This is a genomic window from Solwaraspora sp. WMMD1047 (assembly GCF_029626155.1).
GTDB lineage: Bacteria > Actinomycetota > Actinomycetes > Mycobacteriales > Micromonosporaceae > WMMD1047.
This window is the reverse complement of sequence record NZ_JARUBL010000001.1, coordinates 3,637,311-3,661,248: the sequence shown is the minus strand read 5'-3', so window position 1 is coordinate 3,661,248 and position 23,938 is coordinate 3,637,311. Positions and strand designations below refer to the sequence as shown.

Genomic DNA, 23,938 nt, shown 5'->3' with positions numbered 1-23,938 from the left:
ACGACAAGGACGGCTTGCCCTATGCCGACCGGTTCTGACTTGAACCCCGCCGCCCCTCGGGTTCGATGGCGGCTAGCAACTCATGGAAGGTCGACGAGGGGTTGTCGTCGGGGAACCGAGTCTGGTTCTTGGCGTGGAGTCGGCTGAGGGCTTCCGCCCGGCGGACGGCGCCACGCCGCAGTTCAACGTAGCGGTGTCCCGAAATACGCTTGCCCGGTCGGCCATCGAGCTTCCGACTCCTCCGCTCGGCCTCGGCAGTGGTGAGGAAGGCCGTTTGGTCGGTGAAGTGCAGGATGAGCCACAGCTCAAAGCAGGGGTTGGAGATCGCCAGTTTGATCCGGTGTGCCCGCGCAAGCTGGATCGCCTCATCAAGGCGGGCGTGATTCTGCGGCCACTCAACGTCGAACACGCACCAGCACTCGTCGACCTCGTCGTCCTCGCTGCGCATAACCGCCCGCTCGACGAGGGTGATCGGTGCACCCTGTTTGGGATCGACCTCGATGCTGATCGCGGTGTTGTCGCGCACCTCAGGGAGTCGCTTGAGCGCATTGATGTAGTCGGGCTCCGACGCCTCGCCTTCACAGAAGACCACGATCGTCCTTCGCTCGGGTCGCCTGGCGACCGGGCGCCGGAGGTCCTTGGCCCGGGTTCGTCTGGGTGCCATCTGTCAGCCGATCAGGCCGAGCGCGCGCAGCACCTCGGTCCGGTCGACGTCGGGTAAGGCACCGAACCTCCCGTGGAGGTACGCCCGCTCCAGGTTCTGCGAGCGGCGCACCCGCTCACCGGCGAAGTCGGCGAGAGAGCCGAGTCGGGTGGCCCCATTCTCACCCTTCTCGGTCAGCCATACCTCGTCTCGATTGAGATGGTTGAGCAGGCTCGTGTCATGGGAGGTGAAGATCAACTGCGCACCACGTGGGTTCGTGTCGGGATCGGAGAAGAGGCCAATGACCTGGGCCGAAAGCGTCGGATGCAGACTGGCGTCCAGCTCGTCGAACAGCAGGAGGGAACCGGTCTTCAGGGCGCTCAGGACCGGGCCGATGAGCTGGAACCAGGTGCGGGTGCCCTCGGATTCGGCGGACAGGTCGAAGGGAATCCGTTCGTCCGTGCTGCGGTGGACCAGCCGGATCCGTCGCTGCCTACGGACGCGGGCGGGGTCCGCGTCGGCGCTTTGCAGGGCGACATCCTGTTCGTCGATCATCACGTCGTCGATACCGAGGTCCGCCATCCGGAGCAGGGCAAGCGCCTGGGCGCGGTCCGCCGCGAACTCAGCTCGGGGATCGTCGAAGCCGGGAAGAACCTCCTGGCCCTTGTCGTCGGGCTCCTCGAACCAGTGCCGGGTGGAGATGCCGAACACCGACGGACGTTTGACCCGCTGACCGAAGGTCTGGGCGGAGAGGACGAAGCTGGCGAAGTCGGAGACGAGGGGTTCACCGAATCTACGGGCAGCGGAGAGCACCATGGCGCGATCGGTCAGCAACTCTCTGGTCCCGGAGAGTCTTCCGAGGCCACGCTGGAGAGTTAGGTTGGCGCCCTCCCGCTCGAACACCCGCCGCCGCTTCTTCTCGGGATAGTGGAAGAGCGCCTCGTAGCGCACGGCTTCCCGGTCGACGTCCACGACGTACTCGAAGCGCACGCCACCGATGACGGCTTCGAGCGTGAAATCCGTGCCTCGGTCCCGGCCGTCCGCGAAGGCGAAGGGCTCCGTTGGGATCGCGTCGTCCCAAAATCGCAGCGAGTCCAGGACCGCGAGTCGCAACCAGGTCATCGCAGCGATGATGTTTGACTTGCCGGAGGCGTTGGGTCCGAATATCGCGGCGACCGGCAGCAGGCTCTCGTTGATGTTGGGCACGGCCCGTACGCCTGGTCGGTCCTGGTCGATCGCCACCATCGTCAGCTCGATCGGGTCGAGGACCGATCGGAAGTTTGCGACCTCGAACCGGATCAGCACAGCCTTCCCCCATCGTCGCCGCGATCATAGCCTCAGATTCGTCAAAGATCTACGAAATCGGCCACGTGTTGGCGTCGGCTGGGCGGGCAGTCACAGCCGCGGCGGACCACTGGGACAGGAATGTCGGGTGGTCCGCCGCCGGGTGGAACGCGATCAGGGGTGGGCCGGGTCCTGCGCTCCCGCGCTCAGGACTCCGATGAAGCCCGCCCAGGCCGCCGGGGCGAAGGCGAGTGCCGGGCCGTCGGGGTTCTTGGAATCGCGTACGCCGACGAGGTCGGCGGTGACGCGGACCTCGACGCAGGCGGCGTTAGTGGCGCTGCGGGAGGACTTGAACCAGTCGCGGTCGGGGGTGGGGAGGGCGGTCATGTCATCTCCTCGGCGACCTGGCGGATCAGGGCGAGCGACTCGTCGAAGCTTAGCGCCCGCTCCAGGGTCTAACCGAAGGTGACGAGGTAGTCGGCGACGCGGGTGGACTGGTCGATGATGTCGCTGGAGGTGAGGACCTCCTGCCAGACCAGTTCAGGCACTCGGGGCGAGGCGAAGGAGAGGATGACGAACGGTGCGCCGAGGGCAGGGTAGGCGCCGGCGGCGTACGGAATCGACCGGGCCCGCCTCAATGGTCACGATGCCGTTGTGCTGATGCGGGCCCGCGCCCGGCAGATCGCGCACGAGCAGGCACAGCTGCTGGCCGACATGGTCGAGGTGGCTCACTGTCCTCCCGGTGACCGCGACGCGCCCGTGGCCCGGATGCCCAGCGTCCAGGAGTTCGCCGAAGACGAGATCCGGATGGCTCTGCAGCTGACCCGGCGAGCGGCCGACACGATGCTCGCGCTCGCCGTGGACCTGCTCGAACGGCTCCCCCGGGTGCACGCGGCAGTGCTAGACGGGGAGATAGACCTGCCCAGGGCGCGGGTGTTCAGCCAGGAGACCCGGTGCGTGCCCGATCGCGTCGCTCGGCAGGTGGTTGATGAGATCATCGACGTGGCGCCGATCCTGACGACCGGGCAACTCGCCGCGCGGCTCCGCCGGCTGGTCATCAGCAGTGACCCGGACGCCGCGCGGCGACGGCAGGAGGAGTCGGTGACGCAGCGGCGGGTGGTGACCGAGCTCGACCCGGCCGGCACGGCCAGCCTGGCGGGCTGGCAGCTCCCCGCTGCCCGGGCCGCCAGGCTGCCGCCCGGATCAACGCCCTGGCCCATGCCGCCAAGCGGTCGGGCGATGCCCGGACACTGGACCAGCTTCGCGCCGACACGTTCCTCGACCTGCTGGAGGGCGAACCTGGCCTGGCATCCGCATCGACGGACGGCACCCCGAACACCAGCACGGCGACTCCGGGGGGGATCAGGCGGTGACGGCGGTGGTTCGACCCGCGCCGCGCTGGGCGGGGTCGAGCTGCGGGTTCCGATGACCACCCTGATGCGGCTGTCCGACGAACCGGGCGAACTCGCCGGTTGGGGGCCGGTCATCGCCGAGGTCGCCCGTGACGTCGCCGAGCGACAGGTCCGCTCGCCCTGGCGGGTCAGCGTCTACGACAGCACCGGCCAGCTCGTCCACCATGGCCGGGTCCGCCGGCGGCCGACGGCCGGGGACGCCGCCTTCGTCAGAGCCCGCGACGGCACCGGCCGCGCACCGGGATGTCGGGCACCGGCCAGCACCAGTGGCCGACGCCGCTAATGCGACGCCGGCCACCACATGAGACGGGCTACCTGGCCGTGGATCAGGCCGTGCCGCCGAGCGTGGCGAGGTAGTCCGGGTTGGCCTTCAGCCACTCGTCGACGGCCTTCTCCTCGTCGTCGGCGTGGACGTTGAACATCAAGTCTTCGAGTGAGCCGAGCTGGTCGTCGTCCATCTTGAACTTCTGGAGCATCTCGGTGACCGCCGGGAAGTCCGCCCCGAAGCCGCTACGGGCCAGGGTGGTGATCTCCTCGGCCTGCCCCAGGGTGCCCTCGGGGTCGGCCAGGTCCTTCAGCTCGTAGTTCGAGTAGGCCCAGTGCGGGTGCCACAGGGTCACCACGATCGGCTTCTGATCCCCGATCGCGCCGTCAAGCGCGGCCAGCATCGCTGGCGTGGAGGAGGTCTTCAGGTCGAGTTTGCCGGTCAGGCCGTAGGTCGGGATGACCTTGTCCTGGGTTGCCGAGGTGAGACCGGCACCCGGCTCGATGCCGATGATCTCGCCGCCGAACATGTCGGCGTTGGCGGCGAGATCGGCCAGCGACTCGACCCCGTTGACGTAGCTGGGTACGGCGATGCTGAGACTCGCGTTGTCGTACCAGACGCCGATCTTCTCCAGCTTGTCGCCGTACTCCTCCCAGTAGTCGGCGTGGGTCTGGGGAAGCCAACCGTCCAGGAACAGGTCAATGCTGCCGGTGGCCAGGCCCTGGTACACGACGCCCGCCTCGACGTTCTTCAGCTCGACCTCGAAGCCCTCGCGCTCCAGGATGTCGCTCCACAGGTAGGAGGCCGCGATCGCCTCGTCCCAGGCCATGTAGCCGATGGTGATCTTCTTTTCCACCCCGTCGGCCGACTCGTCGGAGTCGCCGCAGGCAGCGGCGCCGCCCAGGGCAAGAGCAGCCACGGCTCCGAGCGCCAGCCGGCGCAGCAGTTTCGTGCTTCGCATCATCGTGATTTTCCTTCCGTGTTGCCGTCCACCGGCGAACTCGCGGGTAGCGAGGCAGGGCGCCGGCACCGGTCACCTCCCTGCAAGGCGTGGGATCGGTGCGACCGGGTGTTCAGGACTCCCGCATCGCGAGCTGCGCCTTCGCCGAGGCGCTCCGGGCCCCGATGGAGTCGGTGAGGCGGTCGAGCACCACGGCCAGGATCACCACGGCGATGCCGCCCTCGAACCCGGTGCCAACCTGAACCCGGGCCAACGCCGTCATGATCACCTCGCCGAGGCCACCGGCGCCGACCATGCCGGCGATGACGACCATCGACAGCGCGAGCATGATCACCTGGTTGACGCCGGTCATGATGGTCGGCAGCGCCAGCGGCAGCTTGGTCCGTAGCAGGATCATCCGGGGCGAGGCGCCGAACGCCTCCCCCGCCTCGATCACCTCACGGTCGATCTGGCGAAGGCCCAGCTCGGTCAGGCGGACCCCGGGCGGCATGCTGAACACGACGGTGGCCAGCACGCCAGGCACGGTGCCGACGCCGAAGTAGAAGATCGCGGGGATCAGGTAAACGAACGCAGGCAGGGTCTGCATCAGGTCCAGTACCGGACGGACCGCCGCCGAGGCCCGTCGGTTCTCCGCGATGAAGATCCCTAACGGTACGGCCACCAGCAACGACAATCCGCTGGCCACCAGCACCAACGCCAGTGTGGCCATGGTCTCGTCCCAGTACGGCATGCCGGCGACGATGCCGAGGCCGACCGCCGTGCCGACGCCGAACTTCCAGCCCCGGAGCCAGCAGCCCAGGCCCGCGAAGATCAGCACGACGACGATCGCCGGCGGCCAGGTCAGCAGGTCCACCAGCGGCCCGACCAGGGACTCGACGGTGCCGGCGATGCCGTCGAAGAGCGGACCCAGGTTGTCGGTGGTCCAGTCCACGAACGTCTCGAAGGCCGATCCGATCTGGATGTACAGCAGCAGGTCGTCAGGCCCGTCCACGGTGTTCATACCCGTTCCCCCTTCTGCTGCGACGTAACAGTCCGCTGCGCGGGGATCGATGCCGCTACCGGCGCCGTGCCGTCGGCGGCGGCGGCGGTAGCGTCGCCACCGGCTTCGCCGAGGGCGGTGAGCAGGGTGATCCGGGGGATCACGCCGGCCAGCCGACCGGCAGCGTCCACCACCGCCACCGGGTGCGGGCTCTCGGCGCAGAGCGCGAAGAGTTCGGCGACCGGTGTGTCCGGTGCCACCGTCCGTACGTTGTCGGTCGAGGCGATGCCGCTGAGGTCCTGGCGTCCGTCCTTCACCGCCTGCCGGATTGCGTCGGCGGTGACCGTGCCGAGGAACCGCTTGTCGCGACCGGTGACGTAGACGGCCGAGGTCTGGGTGTCGCGCAACGTCAGACCCGCGACCCGCGGTCCGACGTTGACGTCGACGACTCCCAGGGGCCGTTCCATCACCGACGACGCGGTGAGGATCCTGGTCCGGTCGACGTGGGCGACGAACCGGGCGACGTAGTCGTCGGAGGGTTCGGTGAGGATCTGCTCGGCGGTTCCAATCTGGACGATCCGGCCGGCGCGCATGACCGCGATCCGGTCGCCGAGCCGCATCGCCTCGTTGAGGTCGTGGGTGATGAACACGATCGTCTTGCCGAGCTGGGCCTGCAGCTCCAGCAACTGGTCCTGCACCTCCCGCCGGATGAGCGGGTCGAGCGCGGAGAACGCCTCGTCCATCAGCATGATGTCGGTGCCGGCGGCCAGGGCGCGGGCCAGTCCGACCCGCTGTCGCATGCCGCCGGACAGCTCGTAGGGGAGCTTGTCCTCCCAGTCGTCCAGCCCGACCATCCGCAGCGCCTCGACCGCCCGCTCCCGGCGTTCGGCAGCTGGCCGGCCGGCGATCTCCAGGGCGTAGCCGGCGTTGTCCGCCACGGTGCGATGTGGCAGGAGCGCGAAGTGCTGGAAGACCATGCTGATCTTCTCGCGTCGCAGCTTGCGCAGTGCCGCCGGTTTCAGGTTGGTCAGGTCGACGCCGTCCACCTCGACGGTGCCCCGGGTCGGTGCCAGCAGGCCGTTGAGCATCCTGATCAGGGTGGACTTGCCCGATCCGGACAGGCCCATCACGACGAAGATCTCGCCCGGCCTGACCTCGAAGTTCACGTCGATGACCGCGGCCGTCGCGGCCATGTCGGCCAGCACATCCTCCCGGCCGCCATCGAGCAGCTCCAGGACCTTCTCGGTACGCTTCCCATAGATCTTGTACAGTGATCTTGCGACGATTCCGGACACGATCTCCAATCCAACGGACGCCTGTACGACGTTCTTCGGTCGACGCGGACCGAGCGCATCTATCGACCGGCGAGTGGCCGGCCGGGATCGCCGGTGTCGGGGTGACCGGTCCCGGAGATGACGGACGGTGACCGGCGCTTGAGCGGCCAACCCTACCTGACAGCATCCTGTAAGGAAAAGGCGCTGATCTCAGCCTTGATCGTCCGATCTCGACTCGGAGCGATTCGATCGCGCCGCTGAAGCGTTGCGCACGCACAGTGATCACGATCAAGTATCATCTGCGTCTGGCACCTTGCGGACGCCACCGACACCAGCCCAGCACCGGACCTCTTCCGCAGGCGGGCTTCCTCGTCCTTATTGACGCATATCTATCTGTTCAGCTACCGTTCAACCACAGTTCCGGTAACGGTACCGAAAGTTTCGGCGATCATCACTCGACATCGGTCGATCCATGCCACCTGCGTTGGCAGCGGGCCGATCCCCAGGAGGAAGCCACGCCATGTCGCAACTCGCACTTTTCGTGATCGACATCGTCGCGGTCAGCCTGCTCGTCTTCGGGCTGTACTTCCCCCGGCACCGCAGACGAGACCTGGTGGTGGCCTTCCTCGGCGTGAATGTCGGCGTGCTGGCGGTGGCGAGCGCGCTGAGTGCCACCTCTGCCGGCGCCGGGCTCGGGCTGGGCCTGGCACTGTTCGGCGTACTGTCGATCATCCGGCTGCGCTCCACGGAGTTGGACCAGCACGAGGTCGCCTACTACTTCTCCGCGCTGGCCATGGGCATCCTCGGCGCACTGACCAATACCCAGGTCTGGCAGGGCGCGGCGCTGATGGGGCTGATCCTGGTGGTGATGTTCGTCGGCGACCATCCTCGCCTGTTCCGGCGGTACCGACACCAGATCATGGTGCTCGACTCGGCCGTCACCGATCAGACCGGGCTCGTCGCCCAGCTCGAACAGCTGCTCGGGGCTCGCGTGCACTCGGCCACCGTGCAACGCCTCGACATGGTCAACGAGACCACCATCGTCGACGTCCGCTACGCCGCGGCGGTGCACCCCCGCACCGTCGCCGCCGTGCCCGCCACCGCCGGAGCGGGGGCAGGCCGGTGACCGCCCCGACGACAACCACCCTGATGTCCACGGCCGACATGGACTCGATCGGGCTGGTGGAGCTGACCGAACGGGCCGCGTTGCAGGCCCGCTTCGACCGCAAGTATCTGCTCCCGGTCGCGCTGGTGCCCGAGTTGCTCGTCGACATCGCCCCGCAGGCTCGGATCCTGGAGATCGACGGCATCCGGTCGTTCGCCTACGAGTCGATCTACTTCGACACCCCGGCGATGACCAGCTACCTGCTCACCGCGCACCGGCGACGTCGCCGGTTCAAGGTGCGCACCCGGACCTACCTCGACTCGGCACAGTGCTGGTTGGAGGTGAAGCTCGCCGGAGCCCGGGGCGACACGGTCAAGCACCGCTTCCCCTACCTGCCGGAGCACGGCACCACGCTGGCCCCCGGCCGGGAGTTCGTCGACGGCATCCTCGACCAGGAGTCGATCGGCCGGCGCGAACAGCGGGAGTTCGTCCCGGTCCTGCGCACCCGCTACCAGCGCAGCACCCTCTATCTGCCCGCCACCGACAGCCGGGTCACCATCGACACCGACCTGACCTGGCAGGACGACCGGGCCGGCCTGCGGCTGCCCACCCTGGCCGTGATCGAGACGAAGACCAGCTCGGTGGCCTCCCGGGTCGACCGGCTGCTGTGGCAGCGTGGACACCGGCCGGTGCGGATCTCCAAGTACGCCACCGGCCTGGCCGCGCTCCGGCCGGACCTGCCCGCCGTCCCCTGGCGCCGTACCCTACGCCGGCACTTCACCGTCCCCGCCCAACCGACCGACCTGGCGATCCTGGCCTGCGCCGAGCTGGCAACAGCGAGCTGACTCGCAGCGGCGAACTGACTGGCACCGCCGGGCTGATCGGCACCGGCTGGGCTCGACCTGATTGGAGACATCGTGCGGAACCTGGCAGTCCGGACCGCCGGCATCCTGGCGGCGGCCGCCCTCCTCGCCGGCGTGGCACCGCCCCCGCAGGTCGGCGCCGTCGAGTTGCGCGGCGGTGAGCCGGCCGGCGCGCAGAATGCCGCGTCGGCGGCTGCCCAGGCGGCGGCCGACGACCTGACCGGCGACATTACGTTCTCGGTTCCCAGCGGCACCTTCCAGAGCGCGGTGACGGTCGGGCTGAGCACCAGCGTCGCCGGTGCGCAGATCCGCTACACCACGAACGGCCAACTCCCGACCGCCAGCTCCTCCGCGTACGCCGGAACGCCGTTGCGGCTGACCAGCACCACGCAGCTGCGGGCCCAGGCGTTCGTCGGCGGGACCGCGACCGGCGCACCCGGCACCGCGCTCTACGTCGCCAACACCGTGACCACCAGCCACGACCTGCCAGTACTGCTGATCGACGACTACGGCGCCGGCAAGCCCGGACGGGAGTACGTGGACGCCGCCAGCATGCTCTTCGAGCCGTCCGGCGGCACCACCACCCTGAACGCGGCGCCGACGCTCGCCACCCGGTCCGGCATCCATCTGCGGGGCAACTCGTCGGCGATGTTCGAGAAGACGCCGTACCGGCTGGAGTTCTGGGACAACGACAGCGACGACGCCGACTACCCGGTGCTCGGCATGCCGGCCGACTCCGACTGGGTGCTGCGCGGGCCGTTCAGCGACAAGTCGCTGATCCGCGACTCGTTCGTCTACGACCTGGGCCGCGAGATGGGAATGCCGGCGCCGCGCTGGAAGTTCGTCGAGTTCTACCTGAACACCGACTCGGCACCGGTCGGCGCGAGCGACTACATGGGCGTCTACCTGATCGTCGAGACCATCAAGAACTCGAAGGACCGGTTGGACCTCAAGCAGCTCCGCGAGGAGGACACCACGCTGCCGCGCATCCAGGGCGGCTACATCTTCAAGTTCGAGTGGCTGGCCGCGGAGGAGCCGATCCTGCCGTGCTCGGGTGCCGCCGCGACCTGCTGGAACTACCTCGAACTGGTCGACCCGGACCCGCCGAACGCCCAGCAGCGGGCCTGGATCACGCAGCACATCCAGCAGTTCCACGACAACCTGCACTCAGCCGGCTACGCCGACCCGAACACCGGCTACCGGTCGTACATCGACACCCGCTCGTTCATCGACCAGATCATCATCAACGAGCTGAGCCGGGAGATGGACTCCTACATCCGCAGCGCCTACTTCTACAAGGACCGGGACACCAAGATCTTCGCCGGGCCGCTGTGGGACTACGACCTCAGCTTCGGCGTGGGCGGCTTCTTCAACAACGACCAGATCGCCGGCTGGCAGTACCAGCAGACCCGGCAGCCGGTCGCCAACGACTGGTTCACCGTCCTGCTACGCGACCCGGCGTTCGTGAACGAGCTCAAGAGCCGCTGGCAGGAGCTGCGCCGGGGACCGCTGTCCAACAGCGCCCTGGACGCCCGGATCAGCGCGCTGACCGCGCCACTGACCAACGCCGCGCAGCGCAACTTCCAACGCTGGCCGAACCTGACCACCCGGATGGTCGGCCCGTTCATCACCCCGACCGCCAACACCTGGCAGGGCCAGGTCCAGCAGATGCGCACCTGGCTGAACCAGCGGGCCACCTGGCTGGACTCCAGCACCGCCTGGGGCGGACCGTTCACCCCGACCACGCCGCCCCCGAACCCGACCACCCCACCGCCGAACCCCACGACTCCCCCGCCGAACCCGACCACCCCACCGCCGAACCCCACGACCCCGCCGCCGAACCCGACCACCCCGCCCAACCCGGGCCGGACCTGCTCGGCCACGTACGCGATCACCAGTCAGTGGACCGGTGGATTCCAGGGCGAGGTGCGGGTCACCGCCGGCTCCTCGGCGATCACCGGCTGGACCGTGACCTGGACCTTCGCCAACGGCCAGACCGTCAGCCAGTCCTGGAACTCGACCGTCACCAGCAGCGGATCGACGGTCACGGCGCGCAACGTCTCCTACAACGGCGCCCTGGGTGCCGGTGCCAGCACCGCCTTCGGATTCCTCGGCAGCTGGAACGGCACCAACACCGCTCCCACCCCGACCTGCGCGGCATCGTGACCCTCCCGGAGTGACCTGACCAGGCCCCATCCTGACCCCGCACCGCGACCGGCGGTGCGGGGTCGGGTCACGTCCTGACCAGAGACCCAGGCTCCCTGGCCGGCCCCGATGACCTGGTCCCGATTGACGCCCTACAGAGTCGTCGTGGTCGCCATGGGTGACCGACCGAACCACCGAGAGGAGCCCGTGCGGGTGGTTGTGGGCCGGCCAACCCCCTCGGGAGAATTCGCACCCGAGGAGATGGGCAGAGGATCGGATGGGAGGTGCCGCAGTTGGATCGGCTCTGGGCGGACCTGCCGATCGGACGGGTCTGCCGACTGACCGGCGCCAGCCCGGCCGCACTCGGCATCACACTGTCGCCGCTGCCCCGGTCGGCGCCGGCGACCGTGACGTTCCGCCCCCGATCGATCGGCTCGCAGGTCGACACCGTCGAGACGATCCTCCGCGAGCTGGAACGGGTAGCGCTCGACTGCTTTCCCGCCTGGCTGCCGGCCGCGACCGGCATCCCCGGGCCGGGTGGCGCCGGCGTGGCCGCCGTCCGGACGCTCGCCCGGCGGCTTGCTCCCACCGTCGGCCAGGGTGGACCATTTCTCGCCGACCTGGCCGAGCGCTCACTACGGGCGACCGGCGCCCCGGGCGGGCAGGCGACCGCGCCGGCCGGTGGTCGATACTCAACGGAGGTGCGAGCCGCCGGACTCGCGCGCGTGATCGCCGCCAGCTTCGGTCGGCCGACCGCCGGACTACTCGTCCAGGTACCCACCGGCCTCACCGCCGCCGACGAGTTGAGCCTCGTCGCTGCCGGCGAGTGGCTGGCCCACCGTGGCGACCTCGGTGTCTGGCTCGTCGGCGCGCCGCTGAGAGCTGTCGACTGGTTGCCGGTGATCGAGGTCCGGGTCCCCGACCAGGTCGCCCGACTGGAACGCGACCTGCCGCGATCGGCCACCGAACCGGTCCTGCCGACCGTGTACTACCCGCCGTTGGCCGGTCGACCGCACCCGGCCAGCAGCGCGGAACGGGCCCTGGAATCGGCACTCGCCCGACAGCCGTGGGCTACCGGCCGGGCCTGGAACCAGACCTACCAGTCCCGGACCCTGGTCAACCCCGTGCGCCTGGACCTGGTCTGGCCGGGCGAACGCTGTGCGGTGGAGATCGACGGCGCCGAACACCGGGAACCGCTGCGGTTCGCCGCTGACCGTCGGCGTGACGTCGGGCTGCAACTCGACGGGTACGCCGTGCTGCGCTTCACCAACGACCAGGTACGCGACGACCTGGCGGTCGTGATCGCCCAGATCGGACGCTTCATCTCGCAGGCCCGCCGCGGCCGCCGACCAGAAGGAAACCCCTGATGCCCCCCAGCCCCGACCTCACCCCGTCCGAGAGCGCGCTGTTGGTCGTACTGATGACCGAGGCCCGTCCGGTGTCCAACAAGGACCTCGCGGACCGGTTCGGCGGCCTGACGCTCGACGGCGCGAGCCGGCGGAAGCTCAACGCGCTGAAGTACGTGGAGAGCTGGCGAGAAGGCCGGATGTTCGTCCACCAGCTCGGCGAACAGGGCTGGGCGCGGTGCCGGGAGGGGCTCAACTTCGACAGCCCCCGAGCCCGGGCACTCGGCGCCGCGCTGACGTCACTGCTGGCCGGCGTGCACCGCTACCTGGCCCACGCCGATCGGAGCCTCGCCGAGATGTTCGCGCCGGACCTGGTAGCGATGCCGGACCCGGTAGAGACACCCCGGCCCGCCGGCGCGGACGGCACCGACCTGCCGGGACGGCTCCGAGCGCTGTACGCGGAGCTGGCGAGCGAGCCCGGTGCCTGGGTCGGGTTGGCCACCCTCCGGGCCCGACTCGGCGACCAGCCCCGGGCTGCCGTGGACGCCGCCCTGCGCCAGCTCGAACGGGCGGCCGACGTGAACATCGTTCCCCAGTCGAACCAGAAGGCGCTCACCGCCGAGGACCGGGGATCGGCGGTGCGGATCGGCGGCCAGGACAAGCACTTCCTGGCGATCGGCGTGTGATGACCGAGGACGAACGCAAGGCACTTGCCGCCCTCCGGTTCAACTGGGCGCCCGTCCCCGACGACGTGTGGCGGCGCTCGCCGTACCACGTGCCGGGCCTGCACCCGGGCACCGAACAGACCGTCCTGCAGGGCCTGACCGACGCGGTCGCCAGCGACGACGCCAGCCCGATCGGGCTGGTCATCCAGGGTCAGCGCGGCTCCGGCAAGACGCACCTGCTGGGCTGGGTCCGCGAACAGGCACACGCCCAGGACGGATACTTCTTCCTGGTCAGCCTGCTCAGCGCCAAGGGATTCTGGGACAGCGTCGTCGGATCGCTGAACGAAGGGCTGGCCCGGCCCGTGAACGGCGGCGAGAGCCAGCTCCGGACCCTGCTACGCCGGCTCGGATCGGCGGTCCGCGCACCGCGCGCGGTGCGTCGCGCCGTACTCGGTGAGACCACGCTCACCGCAGAGACGCTGGACCGCTTCGTCGAGCACCTGCGCGACCTCGACGAGCTGGTGGGGCGGGAATGCCAGGAGACCGCCCGCGCGCTCGCGCTGCTCGCGTCGCCCGTGCCGCAACTGCGGGAGATCGGCGAGACGTATCTGCAATCCGCCGACGACGACTATGGTGACCGCCCACGGTGGGGCATGCGGCGCTCGCCCCGGGTGCCCGAGCTGATCGTCCGCGACCTGTCCTGGCTGCTCGCGCTCACCGGCCCCACCGTGATCGCCGTGGACCAGATCGACGCCCTGATCGCCCAGTCGGTGAAGTCGTTGGCCGGCGGTCCGGACGACCAGGCCCCGGACGCGGTGCTGGAACGGATCGCCGGTGGGCTGATGGCGGTACGGGAGCGGACCCGACGGACACTGGCCCTGGTCGCCTGCCTGCCGGACTCCTGGCAGCTGATCAAGGATCGGGCCACCGACACCGTGCAGGACCGGTTTCGCGAGGCGAGCCAGCTCAAGACGATCCCGTCCCCTGCCGTCGGGCGGGCGTTGGTCGAACGGAGGTTCGCTCCGTACTTCGAACGGATCGGCTTCCGGCCACCGTACCCGAGCTGGCCGGTTACGCCGGCCGCGTTCGACGCGGCACCCGGGTTCACCCCGCGCCAGCTGCTGATCCTGATCGACCGACACGTGCAGGCTTGTGTCCTTGACGACCAGGTCCGCGAACTGTCCCGGTTCGACCGGACGCCGAGGGCCGAACCGGCGTCGTCGGGACCACCAGCCGAGGTCGATCAGCTCGGAATCATCGACGCCAGGTTCACCGAGTTGTCGATGGCCGACGTCGCGAACCCGCTGGCCGAGGAGACCGAGGACGCGGCGTTGCCCCCGTTGCTCTCGGCCGGGCTGACGGCGTGGATCGTCGAACGCGGGCCGGCCGGCGTGGACTTCGCCCAGGATCCGCCGCCGAGTGCCCGGCCGGCGTTGCACGCCCGGCTGCGACGCACCATCGACGAGCGGACCGAGGACGAGTCCCACTGGGCCTTCCGTGCGATCGCGTCGCGGAACGCGATCGCGGCCCTCAACCGGCTGCGCAAGGCGTCGACGGCGGCCGGTCTCGCCGACGGCGTACCGGATCGGCGGTTGATCGTCCTGCGAACGGCGGCCTGGTCCGACGGGCCGAAGACCCAGGCGGCCCTCGCCGACTTCGCCAGCCGGGGCGGTGTCGTGCGGAGCCTCGGCCACCAGGAGATACGGATCCTGGGCGCGCTGCGGGGCCTGCTGACCGAGAAGCCGCCCGGGCTGCAGGCATGGCTGTTGGACCGGCAGCCGGCGAGCGGGCTCGCGATCTTCCGCGAGACCCTCCCGCTGGTCGACGGCGACGCCGCCGGTACGAGCCACGCCGCCGGTACGAGCCGTACCGCCGATGCCGGGGCCAGCGCACCGCCCGCCGTGCGGCGGCGGATCGGACCGCCGGCCGATGCCGGCGAGCAGGTACGGATCGGGTTCCCGTTCGACGGCGGTGATCCGGTCGGGCTCGACCTGGAGGCGCTGCGGAAGCACACCGCGATCTTTGCCGGATCCGGTTCGGGCAAGACGGTGCTGATCCGCAGACTGGTTGAGGAGTGCGCGCTGCGGGGCGTCTCCGCCATCGTGCTGGACCCCAACAACGACCTGGCCCGGCTCGGTGACCCTTGGCCGGCGCCGCCGGACGGCTGGTGGCCGGGGGATGCCGGCCTGGCCGCCGATTACCTGGCCCACACCGACGTGGTCGTCTGGACTCCCCGACGCGAGGCTGGCCGGCCGCTGGTGTTTCAGCCGCTACCCGACTTCAGCGGGGTACGCGACGACCCGGACGAGTTCGGCGAGGCGGTGGAGGCGGCGGTCGCGTCGATCGCACCGCGGGCGAAGCTGGATGGACGGACCCACAAGGCACATCTCGGCTTGGCGGTGCTGCGGATGGCCGTCCGCCACTACGGCCGTCTGGGCGGGAACCGGCTCACGGGTCTGGTGGAGCTGCTCTCGGCGCTGCCTGCCGGGGTCAGCGACCTGGAGAACGCCGAGAAGATCGGCGGCGAGTTGGCCCAGACCCTGACTGCGGCGATGGTCAACGATCCGCTCTTCGGCGGTTCCGGAACGCCGGCCGATCCCGGTGTGCTGCTGACCCCGCCGCGCGGCAAGAGGGCCCGGGTCTCGGTGATCAGCTTCATCGGGCTCCCCTCCGAGGACCAGCGGCAGAGCTTCGTCAACCAGTTGCAGATGGCTCTGTTCGCCTGGATCAAGCGGCATCCCGCCGGCGACCGACCGCTCGGCGGGCTGCTCGTCATGGACGAGGCGCAGACCCTGGCGCCGTCCGGCGCGTTGACCGCCTGCACCCAGAGCACGCTGATGCTGGCCGCCCAGGCCCGCAAGTACGGACTCGGGCTGGTCTTCGCCACCCAGGCCCCGAAGAACCTGCACAACCGGATCTCCGGCAACGCCGCCACCCAGTTCTTCGGCCTGCTCAACGCCCCGGTCCAGATCGCCGCAGCTCGGGAGATGGCCGCCGCGAAGGGCGGCGACGTACCGGAAATCTCCCGGCTGCGATCGGGTCAGTTCTACGCCGCCATCGAGGGCGGCGCCTTCGAGAAGGTGCGCACCCCGCTCTGCCTCAGCCACCACCCGAGGAGTCCGCTCACCACGGAGGAGGTGCTCGACCGGTCCCGAATCGCCCCGGGGCGCTAGGCCGACGCCGGATAGCCGTACAACTCACTCAGGCGTACCCGGGTCGCCTGCAGCCGGCCCACCACGACGCCCATGAACCGGCCGGTGAGCTCATGGCCGAAGGCCGGGTCGTCGGCGAGCAGCCGGCGCACCCCGGGACCGTCGCACTCGATGGCCAGGGTCTGCTCGACCGCCACCGCCCCGAACCGCCACCGGTACGGCGGATACAGCCACGACCAGCCGAGGACGCTACCCGCCTCGACGGTGTCGATCGCGATGTCGCCCCGACCGGCGACGTGGAAGTCGAGCGAGATCCGGCCGGAGCGCAACAGCCAGAACCGGTCCGCCCGGCTGCCCTCGTGGAACAACCGCTGCCCGCCGTTGCGGACCACCGGATGCGACTGGAACGACAACCGTTCCAACCACGGCTGCGGCAGACCGGCCAGGAAGGGATGGTCGGTGAGCAGGTCGATGGTCCTGATCATGTGCCGCCTCCCGGATGGTCGGGTTCCGCGCGGCCGCCGGAACGTCACCTCCAGACAACCGCGACCCGGCCGGCCCCGGCAGGGTCGAAGGTCCCGTCCGCGACGGTTGCAAGCCTCTGGTGCCGACCGCCGCCGCGCGGTCGGATGAGGTCATGGCAAGGCTCGGCGTACGGAGGTGGATCGTGACAACGCAACTCTCCCCGCGACAGCTCACCGACGGCCCCGGGCCGGACTGGCGGGTCCACCCGGACGGGTCGCCCGGCCAGCTCCTCGCCGACTGTCTGCTGGCGGCGGTGGCCGCGCCGTCGAAGCACAACAGCCAACCATGGCGGTTCGCGCTGCATCCCGGCGGGATCGACGTGTACGCCGACCGGACCCGGCGACTGCCGCTGACCGATCCGCAGGACCGCGAACTGGTCATCAGCGTCGGTGCGGCGGTGCTCAACCTGCGGGTGGCGGTGCTGGCCCACGGCCGCCTGCCGCTGCTCACCCTGCTGCCCGATCCCGGACGCCCCGACCTGCTGGCCCGGCTGACGCTGGGCCCGCGGACCGCCGGCGACGACACCGTACGCCTGCTGCACCGGGCCATCCCGCGTCGGCGCAGCAACCGCCGCCCGTTCCGGGAGGTACCGGTACCGGGCCAGGTGGTGGACGAGTTGGCGGCCGCCGCCCGCGCCGAGGGGGCGATCCTGACGGTGCCGCCGCCGGCCGGCCGGGACCGGCTGCTGGCGATCGTCGAGCGGGGCGACCGGCGCTGCCGCGCCGAACCGGACTACTGGCTCGAGCTGGACCGCTGGACCCGGGCCTGGCCGGGCCGGCGCGACGGGGTGCCGGTGGCCGCGTTCGGGCCCTGGCCCGCCGTGCGGTCGGTGCCGGTACGCGACTTCGGCCTGCTGCAGCCGACCCCTCGTCGGGGAGTCCGGCAGTTCGAGCCGGAGCCGACGGTGGCGGTCCTGCGCACCTGCGGCGATCGGCCGAGGGACTGGCTGCGGGCCGGTCAGGCGCTGCAGCGGGTGCTGCTCACCGCGACCGTACGCGGGTTGGCCAGCACCCTGCTCACCCAACCGCTGGAGACGCCGACGCTGCGCACCCAACTCGACGGCCCGGCCGGCCAGGCGGCCCAGGCGATCATCCGTCTCGGGTACGGGCCGCCCAGCGCGGCGGCGCCCCGCCGGCCGCTGGCCGAGGTGCTGATCCCGCCGGCGTTGCCCGGCTCGGTGGCAGATCCCCGCTGGGCTGGTCATGATGGCTCATGACCAGCGGCGGCCCGGCGGCGACGAGTGACCCGACCGGCCGGCCGGTGGCGAGTCCGGCCGGCCAGGGCGCGGCCGGACTCGACCCGGTCTGGTACGCCGCCTACGGGTCGAACATGGACGACGCCCGGTTCGCCTGCTACCTGTCCGGCGGCCGGCCGTCGGGAGCGAGCCGCCACTACCCCGGCTGCCGCGACGTCAGCCCGCCCCGCCGCAGCCGGCCGCTGACCCTGCCGGGCGGGATCTACTTCGCGTTGGAGTCCCGCACCTGGACCGGCGGGATGGCCTTCTACGACCCGCTGCTACCCGGGGAGGCGGCGGCCCGGGGCTATCTGGTGACGGCGGCGCAGTTCGCCGACATCGCGGCCCAGGAGATGTATCGGCAGCCGGGCGCCCCACTGGACCTGGTCGCGACGGCCGTCGCCGTGGGAAGGGCCAGCACCGGCCCCGGCCGCTACGAGACCATCGTCTGCGGGGGATGGTCCGACGGGCATCCGGTGCTGACCTTCACCGCGCCCTGGCGGGCCGGTGAGGTGGACCCGGCCCCGCCAGCGCCGGCCTACCTGGCGACGATCGCCAGTGGACTACGCCTGGGGCACGGATGGGACGCGGGACGGATCGCCGACTACCTCGCCGGCCGCCCGGGAATCGCCGGCCGGTGGCGGCGGGCCGACCTGCTGGCGCTGGCCGAGGTCAGCGCGGCACCAGGGCCAACACCCGGCAGGGACTGCCGGAGCCGTTGACGATCGGCAGTGGGGCGACGATCAGCACCGACCCGGTCGGTGGCAGGTGCGCCAGGTTCCGCAGCTGGGTCAGCCCGTACCGGCCCCGGCCGAGCAGTTCGTGGTGACAGGGGAACGGCGGGTCGAAGCCGTGCGCCGCGCCCGCGTCGGTGCCGACGGTCTCCACCCCGACGCCGAGGATCGGGGTCTGTTCGGCGAGCCAGCGGGCGCACTCCGGTGCGATGCCCGGCGTCCGCCCGCCGTTGAGGAACTGCTCCTCGTCGCCGGACCGGGCGTCCCAGCCGGTGCGGTAGAGCAGCCAGCCGCCGGCCGGCAGCGGGCCGTGCCGGTCGATCCAGCCCTGGACATGCCCGGTCTGCAGCAGGAAATCGGGATCGGCGGCCGCCTCGGCGGAGAGGTCGAGGACCGCGGCGGGGCGGACCAGCCGGCGTACCGGGATCTCCGCGACGTCGCCGCCGGTCCGACCGGTGACCCAGTGCACCGGCGCGTCCAGGTGGGTGCCGGTGTGCTCGCTGGTCGCGATGTTGTTCCAGTACCAGGCCGGCCCGCGTTCGTCGTAGCGGCTGATCTCGGAGAGGCTGAACCGGTGCGCCTGACCGAACTGGTCGGGCAGGCGCAGAACCGGGGTGTCGGCGGAGAGCGGCGCGGTCAGGTCGACGAGTTCGAGGTCGCCGTCGGCGAGCGCCGCGACGAATCCCGCGAGCACCGACATGGACCGACGGTATGCCAGGTCCTACCGAGGGTCAACGGCCGGATGCGCGAATTCCAGCAGCAGGTAACGCACCGGCTGCGGCACGTTGCGAGTCTGCTCGGCGACAACGCGCATCCGGTAACCGAACTCGCGCCGGAGCTCATCGAGCCGATCCATGCTGCCCAGGCTGGAGAAGCCGAGCAACAGCCGGCCGCCCGGTCGCAGGTGTCGCCAGGCGGCGGCGAGGAACCGCCGGTGGGTGCGGTACCCCGGGTCGAACAACGCCCGCCGCAGCGGCTCGGTGCAGTCGATGTCGGCGGCCACCTCGATCAGGTTGGAGTTCCAGAAGACCAGGTCGTAGCGGCCGCCGGGGACCGCGTCGAAGAGGTCCCCGACGGCCGTCTCGACCCGGTCCGCCACGCCGTGCCGGCGGACGTTCAGCGCGGTGTTCTCGACCGCCCGCGGGTCGATGTCGGTGGCGGTGACGGTGGCGCATCCGGCCCGCGCGGCCCAGACGCTGACGATTCCCATCCCGCAGCCGACATCGAGGAACGAACCACCGACCGGGTACGGGATCCACTCGGCGAACAGGCCGGAAGCACCGGTGAAGACCGGCGCGAACACCCCGGGCAGCAGGTCCCATTCCACCCCGAGCAGCCGGAACGTGGTGGCGTCCCGGATGCTCTGGTGCCGGGCCAGCAGGTCACGTCCGAACGGGATCCGCCCGTCCGTCGCTCCCCCGTCCCGCATCCGTCAAGTGTGCGTCCCGACGGCGCCCAGCGGAACGTCCAGATCGACGTCGAGGCGCGGCGGTTGGCGCAGCGAGTTGGTGACCGTGCACCTGTCCACCGCCGCCAGCAGCGCGCCGTGCAGCTCGGCGGGGAGAGCCGTGGGCGGCTGGATCGCCATCCGCACCCGGCCGACCCGGGCCGGTTCGCCCGCCCGCATGGCCCACTCGCACCGCACCCGCAGCCCGTCCGCGGGCAACCCGCGGGCCCGGAGGAACCGGCCCGCGTAGTAGCCGGCGCAGGCACCGAGGCTGGCCACGAAGATCTCGACCGGCGTCGGTCCCGCCTCCGTGCCGTCCGGCGCGGGCTGGTCCACCTCGAACGAGTGGCCCCGCACATCAATCCGGAACGCGTCGGCCAGGACGTTGGTCACCGTCACCTGTGCCACCACCATCACCTCCCGACCCCGCCCCGCGGCTCGACCGTACGTCGGGACCGCTACGAGGTTCACCTCCGACGCTAGGGGCGGTGCCGCGAGGCGGGCAGTGCCGGACGGCCTACCGGTGCCGGCCGATGGACCCGTTGACGCGTGCCCGCCGCCGGCGGGTCAGCAGCACCGCGAGCGCGACGGCCAGGACGGCCACAGAGCTGGTAGCCGCCACCGGCAGCCAACGTCCGGTCGCCGAGGTGTCGTCACCGGAGCCGCTTCGATCTCCGGCGGCGACCACCTGCCCGCCCGGTTCGGCACCCACCGGGCTCGGGGCGGTACTCGCCGCGGAGCCCACCGGGGGCGCGGCCGACGTGGCCGTCGGTTCCGCGGCGGCGGCGAAGACGACGTCCGAACAGGAGTAGTAGGTGTCGGGCGTACTCGTGTTTCGCCAGATGGTGTAGATCACGTGCCGGCCGACCTTGTCGCGGGGCAGCCGGCCGGCCATCCGGTACGCCCCGTCGCGCAGCGGCGGGTCGGTGGCGCGCAGGAACGGCTCACGCTCCAGGTCCGACCAGGTCAACGGCCTGGTCGGGTTGTAGCCGTCAACCGTCACGTACCACCGGAACTCGCCCTCGTGCGCGATGGTGGTCCGGTAGGCGAAGGTGTGTGCGGTGCCCGGGGTGAGCCGGGTCGAGGGCCAGTCGGCGCGGGCCAGGTCCAGGCCCCGGTAGCGGTCCAACCCGGCGCTGCACAGGCGGCCGTCCGGGATGACCGCGCGGTCCCGGCCGGCCACGTCGGGGATTCGGATGTTGTCCCACTCGTCCCGCACGATGCCGGCCCTGGCCGCCGCCCGGCACGCCGCCGACCCGGCCGCCCGGCCGCCCTCCGGGCCGCAGGCGGCCGCCCGGCTCACCGGTTCGGTGGCCGCGCCGTGCGCGTTCGCCGGGCCGGACCCGACGACGGGACAGCACAGTGCGGTGACCGCCGCGGTGGCCACGAGCGTGCCGAGCCTTCGACCGATTGCCATCAGATGGCCTCCCGGCATTGGTACGGCCGCCGGGCGGCGAAGGTTCGATCGCCGGACCCGGGAGTTTCCGCCGGGTCCGGCGACCTGTTCGATGTGCGGGCGGCTGGCCAGCTGTTCGGTTCGCGGCCGGCGAGGTGTTCCGTCAGGGGCCGGCGAGCTTGGCCAGCAGCTCCGGGCCGCGCTCGCGCAGCCGGTCGGCGGCGGCCCGGCCGCCCAACCAGCCGCCCAGCAGCCCGGTGCCGATCCCGACCAGCAGGCCCGGCCAGGAGATCCCGCCCGGGCCGGCCCCGCCGGTCAGGGCGACCGTCGCGGCCGGCGGTACGGCGGCCACACCCATCAGTGGTACCAGGGCGTACCGGACCGGATCGGCCTGCGACTTGCCGGAGCCACCCACCGGGCCGTCCATGCCGACCGGGTACGGCGCCAGGACCGAGAAGAGCACCACCAGGCCGGACCCCGCGCCGAGCAACGCCGGCGTCAGGGCGATCACGTACGACCGCACCCCGTCCAGCTCGGCGCCGGTGAATGCCAGACAGCCCACGGTGATCGCCACGGTGATCGGGACGAAGACCACCAGCCAGGCGAGCTGGCGACCCCGTACCTCGGGGCGTTCACTGTCGGCGACGACCAGGGTGTGCCAGAGCGCGCTGCCGTCGAAGCCGAAGAGGTTGGCCGACTCGTTGGCGGCTACCAGCAGCGCCAGCAGCGCAGCGAAAGGCAACAGGAAGGGCCAGCCGGCCAACCCACTGACGACCGCGTAGATGACGCCCATGCCGACGGTGGCGACCACGATGATGTGCATGCCGGTGTCGCGGGACCAGCCCCGCAGTGCCCGCACCGTCGCCGCGCCGACGGGAGTGGCCACCAGCGGGTGGATGCCGGTGGCCCGGTTCCGGCCGGCGCGCGGCCGCCCGGCGGCTGACCGGGAGGTCATCCGCCGGCGCAGCAGCACCGCCCAGAGCCCGAGCAGCCCGGCGTTGAGCGCGGCGAGCCCGGCCGGACCGGCGACCACCACCGGCCAGTCCTGGCGTTCGACGGCGGCCACCGCGGCCACTCCCCAGCCGGACGGGAGCAGCAGCAGCCAACCGGGCAGGTCCGGCGCCTGCCGGGCGGTCAGCTGGTCCAGGTAGCCGGCGACCGGTTCGCGCAGCAGCAGGCCGCCGATGATGGCGACCGCCAGCAGGATGCTGATCAACAGCGGGACCAGGTCCATCCCGAGCCGGGTACGCAGCGCCGCGCCGAGCAGGCCGACGGTCACCCGGGACAGCAGCAGCATCAGCAGCAGATGCCCGACCACCGCGAGTACGGCCACGAAGAGGGCCACCGCGCCCAGCCGGACGCCCAGCGGCAGCAGGGCACCGAGCGCCACCACGGTGACCACCGCCGGGACCCCGACGCAGGCGCTGGCCAGCAGCCCGGTGGCGAGTTCGCGGGCGGTGACCGGGATGGTCCGGAAGTACTCCGGCCGCAGGGTCTCGTCGCTGCCGCCGAGCAGCACCGGACCGAGGAACCAGCCCACCGTCCAGCCGGCCAGCACCAGCGCCAGCAGGGCCGCCGACGCGTCCGGGTCGCCCAGGTCGATGGCGCCCAGCCAGATCGTCGCGAACGCGGCGAGCAGACCGAGCAGCCCTCCGCCGACCATCCGCCAGGCCCGCCAGCCCGTCATCTGGTTGCGCAGGATGGCGAGCTTCATCCGGATCAGGACACCAGCCATGCCAGCCCCTCGTCCCCGCTGGACCGCCCGCCGACGATGCCGACGAACGCGTCCTCCAGGCTCTGCTCCCCGCGTACCTCGTCCAGTGGGCCGGCCGCCACCACCCGGCCGGCGGCGATCACGCCGACGTGGTCGCAGATCGACTCGACCAGGGGCATCACGTGGCTGGACAGGATCACCGACCCGCCGGCCCCGACGAAGCGGCGCAGGATGTTGCGGATGGTCGCCGCGGAGATCGGGTCCACCGACTCGAACGGCTCGTCCAGCACCAGCAGCCGGGGGCCGTGCAGCAGGGCGGTGGCCAGCCCGATCTTCTTCCGCATCCCGGCGGAGTAGTCGACGATCAGGGTCCGTTCCGCGTCGGTCAGTTCGAGCACGGCGAGCAACTCCTGGGCGCGTTCGGTGACCGTGTCCCGATCGAGCCGCCACAGCAGGCCGAGGTAGTGCAGCAGCTCGCGGCCGGTCAGCCGTTCCGGCATCAGCACGCCGTCGGGCAGCACCCCGAGCAGCGACTTGGCCCGGGCCGGCTCGGCCCAGACGTCGACGCCGAACACCTCGGCGGTGCCGGCGTCGGGGCGCAGCAGGCCGACCGCCATCGACAGGGTGGTGGTCTTGCCGGCCCCGTTCGGGCCGACCAGGCCGAACATTGATCCTCGCGGGACGACCAGTCGCACGGCGTCGGCGGCGACGGTCTCGCCGAAGACCTTGCGCAGACCGTCGATCCGCAACGCCGGGGTCGTCGGATCCGTCGCGGTTTCCATGCCGGCAGTCTG

The 23,938-nt window shown here is 71.1% G+C and carries 22 protein-coding genes and 2 pseudogenes; 10 read left to right on the top strand and 14 right to left on the bottom strand.

Translation table 11 applies throughout. The features are described 5' to 3' along the window. Nucleotides 1–19: 19 nt before the first annotated feature. From O7627_RS16575 to O7627_RS16560, 4 genes are all read right to left on the bottom strand, one after another. Nucleotides 20–592, bottom strand: coding sequence for an RloB family protein (locus tag O7627_RS16575; RefSeq protein WP_278094418.1), 573 nt, complete (start codon nt 590–592; stop codon nt 20–22). A gap of 75 nt (nt 593–667) precedes the next feature. Next, nucleotides 668–1,888, bottom strand: a complete 1,221-nt coding sequence (locus tag O7627_RS16570) for an ATP-binding protein (protein ID WP_278094417.1) — start codon at nt 1,886–1,888, stop codon at nt 668–670. A gap of 213 nt (nt 1,889–2,101) precedes the next feature. Further along, a complete protein-coding gene (locus tag O7627_RS16565) occupies nt 2,102–2,314 on the bottom strand; it encodes a DUF397 domain-containing protein (protein ID WP_278094416.1) in 213 nt (70 codons plus the stop codon). A gap of 68 nt (nt 2,315–2,382) precedes the next feature. Beyond that, on the bottom strand, nt 2,383–2,565 hold the full coding sequence (locus tag O7627_RS16560; protein WP_278094415.1) for a Scr1 family TA system antitoxin-like transcriptional regulator: 183 nt from the start codon (nt 2,563–2,565) through the stop codon (nt 2,383–2,385). 22 nt (nt 2,566–2,587) lie between these two features. Between O7627_RS16560 and O7627_RS16555 the strand changes: the two genes are divergently transcribed. Then, nucleotides 2,588–3,622: a DUF222 domain-containing protein gene (locus O7627_RS16555; protein ID WP_278094414.1), complete on the top strand. Its 1,035-nt coding sequence runs from the start codon at nt 2,588–2,590 to the stop codon at nt 3,620–3,622. Between the two features lie 43 nt (nt 3,623–3,665). Here O7627_RS16555 and O7627_RS16550 read toward each other — a convergent pair whose 3' ends face one another. The 3 genes from O7627_RS16550 to O7627_RS16540 form a co-directional block, all read right to left on the bottom strand. After that, entirely contained in the window at nt 3,666–4,565 is a 900-nt protein-coding gene (locus O7627_RS16550) for a glycine betaine ABC transporter substrate-binding protein (protein ID WP_347404713.1), read from the bottom strand. 112 nt (nt 4,566–4,677) lie between these two features. Continuing rightward, on the bottom strand, nt 4,678–5,556 hold the full coding sequence (locus O7627_RS16545; RefSeq protein WP_347404712.1) for a proline/glycine betaine ABC transporter permease: 879 nt from the start codon (nt 5,554–5,556) through the stop codon (nt 4,678–4,680). A 5-nt stretch (nt 5,557–5,561) separates the two neighbouring features. Next, nucleotides 5,562–6,848, bottom strand: coding sequence for a glycine betaine/L-proline ABC transporter ATP-binding protein (locus O7627_RS16540; RefSeq protein ID WP_278094411.1), 1,287 nt, complete (start codon nt 6,846–6,848; stop codon nt 5,562–5,564). Nucleotides 6,849–7,338: 490 nt separating this feature from the next. Between O7627_RS16540 and O7627_RS16535 the strand changes: the two genes are divergently transcribed. The 7 genes and pseudogenes from O7627_RS16535 (at nt 7,339) to O7627_RS16505 (ending at nt 16,115) form a co-directional block, all read left to right on the top strand. Next, entirely contained in the window at nt 7,339–7,944 is a 606-nt protein-coding gene (locus O7627_RS16535; RefSeq protein ID WP_278094410.1) for a DUF4956 domain-containing protein, read from the top strand. Between the two features lie 23 nt (nt 7,945–7,967). Further along, on the top strand, nt 7,968–8,768 hold the full coding sequence (locus O7627_RS16530; RefSeq protein ID WP_278094409.1) for a polyphosphate polymerase domain-containing protein: 801 nt from the start codon (nt 7,968–7,970) through the stop codon (nt 8,766–8,768). A 72-nt stretch (nt 8,769–8,840) separates the two neighbouring features. Beyond that, nucleotides 8,841–10,478, top strand: a pseudogene (locus tag O7627_RS16525) (CotH kinase family protein); the annotation flags it as partial. Nucleotides 10,479–10,538: 60 nt separating this feature from the next. Further along, nucleotides 10,539–10,952, top strand: a pseudogene (locus O7627_RS16520) (cellulose binding domain-containing protein); the annotation flags it as partial. Nucleotides 10,953–11,215: 263 nt separating this feature from the next. Continuing rightward, nucleotides 11,216–12,298, top strand: coding sequence for a DUF559 domain-containing protein (locus O7627_RS16515; protein WP_278094408.1), 1,083 nt, complete (start codon nt 11,216–11,218; stop codon nt 12,296–12,298). Further along, nucleotides 12,298–12,963 carry a hypothetical protein gene (locus tag O7627_RS16510; RefSeq protein WP_278094407.1) on the top strand — a complete coding sequence of 222 codons (666 nt, stop codon included), beginning with the start codon at nt 12,298–12,300 and terminating at the stop codon, nt 12,961–12,963. The genes O7627_RS16515 and O7627_RS16510 overlap by 1 nt, the downstream gene beginning before the upstream one ends. Then, nucleotides 12,963–16,115, top strand: coding sequence for a DUF87 domain-containing protein (locus tag O7627_RS16505; RefSeq protein WP_278094406.1), 3,153 nt, complete (start codon nt 12,963–12,965; stop codon nt 16,113–16,115). The genes O7627_RS16510 and O7627_RS16505 overlap by 1 nt, the downstream gene beginning before the upstream one ends. Here O7627_RS16505 and O7627_RS16500 read toward each other — a convergent pair. Continuing rightward, nucleotides 16,112–16,579 (bottom strand): Crp/Fnr family transcriptional regulator, encoded by a 468-nt coding sequence (locus tag O7627_RS16500; protein ID WP_278094405.1) that lies wholly within the window; start codon nt 16,577–16,579, stop codon nt 16,112–16,114. The two genes, O7627_RS16505 and O7627_RS16500, sit on opposite strands and share 4 nt — an antisense overlap. A gap of 182 nt (nt 16,580–16,761) precedes the next feature. On the opposite strand from O7627_RS16500, the gene O7627_RS16495 reads away from it, so the two are divergent. Both O7627_RS16495 and O7627_RS16490 read left to right on the top strand, forming a co-directional pair. After that, nucleotides 16,762–17,835 (top strand): nitroreductase family protein, encoded by a 1,074-nt coding sequence (locus O7627_RS16495; RefSeq protein ID WP_278094404.1) that lies wholly within the window; start codon nt 16,762–16,764, stop codon nt 17,833–17,835. Next, nucleotides 17,832–18,575 carry a histone deacetylase gene (locus tag O7627_RS16490; protein WP_278094403.1) on the top strand — a complete coding sequence of 248 codons (744 nt, stop codon included), beginning with the start codon at nt 17,832–17,834 and terminating at the stop codon, nt 18,573–18,575. The genes O7627_RS16495 and O7627_RS16490 overlap by 4 nt, the downstream gene beginning before the upstream one ends. Here the strand turns inward: O7627_RS16490 and O7627_RS16485 are convergent. The 6 genes from O7627_RS16485 to O7627_RS16460 form a co-directional block, all read right to left on the bottom strand. Continuing rightward, nucleotides 18,526–19,287, bottom strand: coding sequence for a cyclase family protein (locus tag O7627_RS16485; RefSeq protein WP_278094402.1), 762 nt, complete (start codon nt 19,285–19,287; stop codon nt 18,526–18,528). The two genes, O7627_RS16490 and O7627_RS16485, sit on opposite strands and share 50 nt — an antisense overlap. A 21-nt stretch (nt 19,288–19,308) precedes the next feature. Continuing rightward, nucleotides 19,309–20,016, bottom strand: a complete 708-nt coding sequence (locus O7627_RS16480; protein ID WP_278094401.1) for a methyltransferase — start codon at nt 20,014–20,016, stop codon at nt 19,309–19,311. 3 nt (nt 20,017–20,019) lie between these two features. Beyond that, nucleotides 20,020–20,442, bottom strand: a complete 423-nt coding sequence (locus O7627_RS16475; RefSeq protein ID WP_278094400.1) for an OsmC family protein — start codon at nt 20,440–20,442, stop codon at nt 20,020–20,022. A 109-nt stretch (nt 20,443–20,551) separates the two neighbouring features. After that, the gene (locus tag O7627_RS16470; protein ID WP_278094399.1) at nt 20,552–21,451 is read right to left on the bottom strand and encodes a lytic polysaccharide monooxygenase; all 900 of its coding nucleotides are present in this window, start codon (nt 21,449–21,451) and stop codon (nt 20,552–20,554) included. Between the two features lie 142 nt (nt 21,452–21,593). Beyond that, nucleotides 21,594–23,165: a hypothetical protein gene (locus tag O7627_RS16465; protein ID WP_278094398.1), complete on the bottom strand. Its 1,572-nt coding sequence runs from the start codon at nt 23,163–23,165 to the stop codon at nt 21,594–21,596. After that, entirely contained in the window at nt 23,150–23,926 is a 777-nt protein-coding gene (locus O7627_RS16460) for an ABC transporter ATP-binding protein (RefSeq protein WP_278094397.1), read from the bottom strand. The genes O7627_RS16465 and O7627_RS16460 overlap by 16 nt, the downstream gene beginning before the upstream one ends. Nucleotides 23,927–23,938 lie beyond the last annotated feature (12 nt).

Coding starts and splice junctions, on each gene's coding strand:
- O7627_RS16550 (WP_347404713.1), bottom strand. CDS start 4,565: ATGCGAAGCACGAAACTGCTGCGCCGGCTGGCGCTCGGAGCCGTGGCT.
- O7627_RS16500 (WP_278094405.1), bottom strand. CDS start 16,579: ATGATCAGGACCATCGACCTGCTCACCGACCATCCCTTCCTGGCCGGT.
- O7627_RS16570 (WP_278094417.1), bottom strand. CDS start 1,888: ATGGTGGCGATCGACCAGGACCGACCAGGCGTACGGGCCGTGCCCAAC.
- O7627_RS16565 (WP_278094416.1), bottom strand. CDS start 2,314: ATGACCGCCCTCCCCACCCCCGACCGCGACTGGTTCAAGTCCTCCCGC.
- O7627_RS16510 (WP_278094407.1), top strand. CDS start 12,298: ATGCCCCCCAGCCCCGACCTCACCCCGTCCGAGAGCGCGCTGTTGGTC.
- O7627_RS16555 (WP_278094414.1), top strand. CDS start 2,588: ATGCGGGCCCGCGCCCGGCAGATCGCGCACGAGCAGGCACAGCTGCTG.
- O7627_RS16535 (WP_278094410.1), top strand. CDS start 7,339: ATGTCGCAACTCGCACTTTTCGTGATCGACATCGTCGCGGTCAGCCTG.
- O7627_RS16485 (WP_278094402.1), bottom strand. CDS start 19,287: ATGTCGGTGCTCGCGGGATTCGTCGCGGCGCTCGCCGACGGCGACCTC.
- O7627_RS16505 (WP_278094406.1), top strand. CDS start 12,963: ATGACCGAGGACGAACGCAAGGCACTTGCCGCCCTCCGGTTCAACTGG.
- O7627_RS16470 (WP_278094399.1), bottom strand. CDS start 21,451: ATGGCAATCGGTCGAAGGCTCGGCACGCTCGTGGCCACCGCGGCGGTC.
- O7627_RS16530 (WP_278094409.1), top strand. CDS start 7,968: ATGTCCACGGCCGACATGGACTCGATCGGGCTGGTGGAGCTGACCGAA.
- O7627_RS16460 (WP_278094397.1), bottom strand. CDS start 23,926: ATGGAAACCGCGACGGATCCGACGACCCCGGCGTTGCGGATCGACGGT.
- O7627_RS16490 (WP_278094403.1), top strand. CDS start 17,832: ATGACCAGCGGCGGCCCGGCGGCGACGAGTGACCCGACCGGCCGGCCG.
- O7627_RS16465 (WP_278094398.1), bottom strand. CDS start 23,165: ATGGCTGGTGTCCTGATCCGGATGAAGCTCGCCATCCTGCGCAACCAG.
- O7627_RS16480 (WP_278094401.1), bottom strand. CDS start 20,016: ATGCGGGACGGGGGAGCGACGGACGGGCGGATCCCGTTCGGACGTGAC.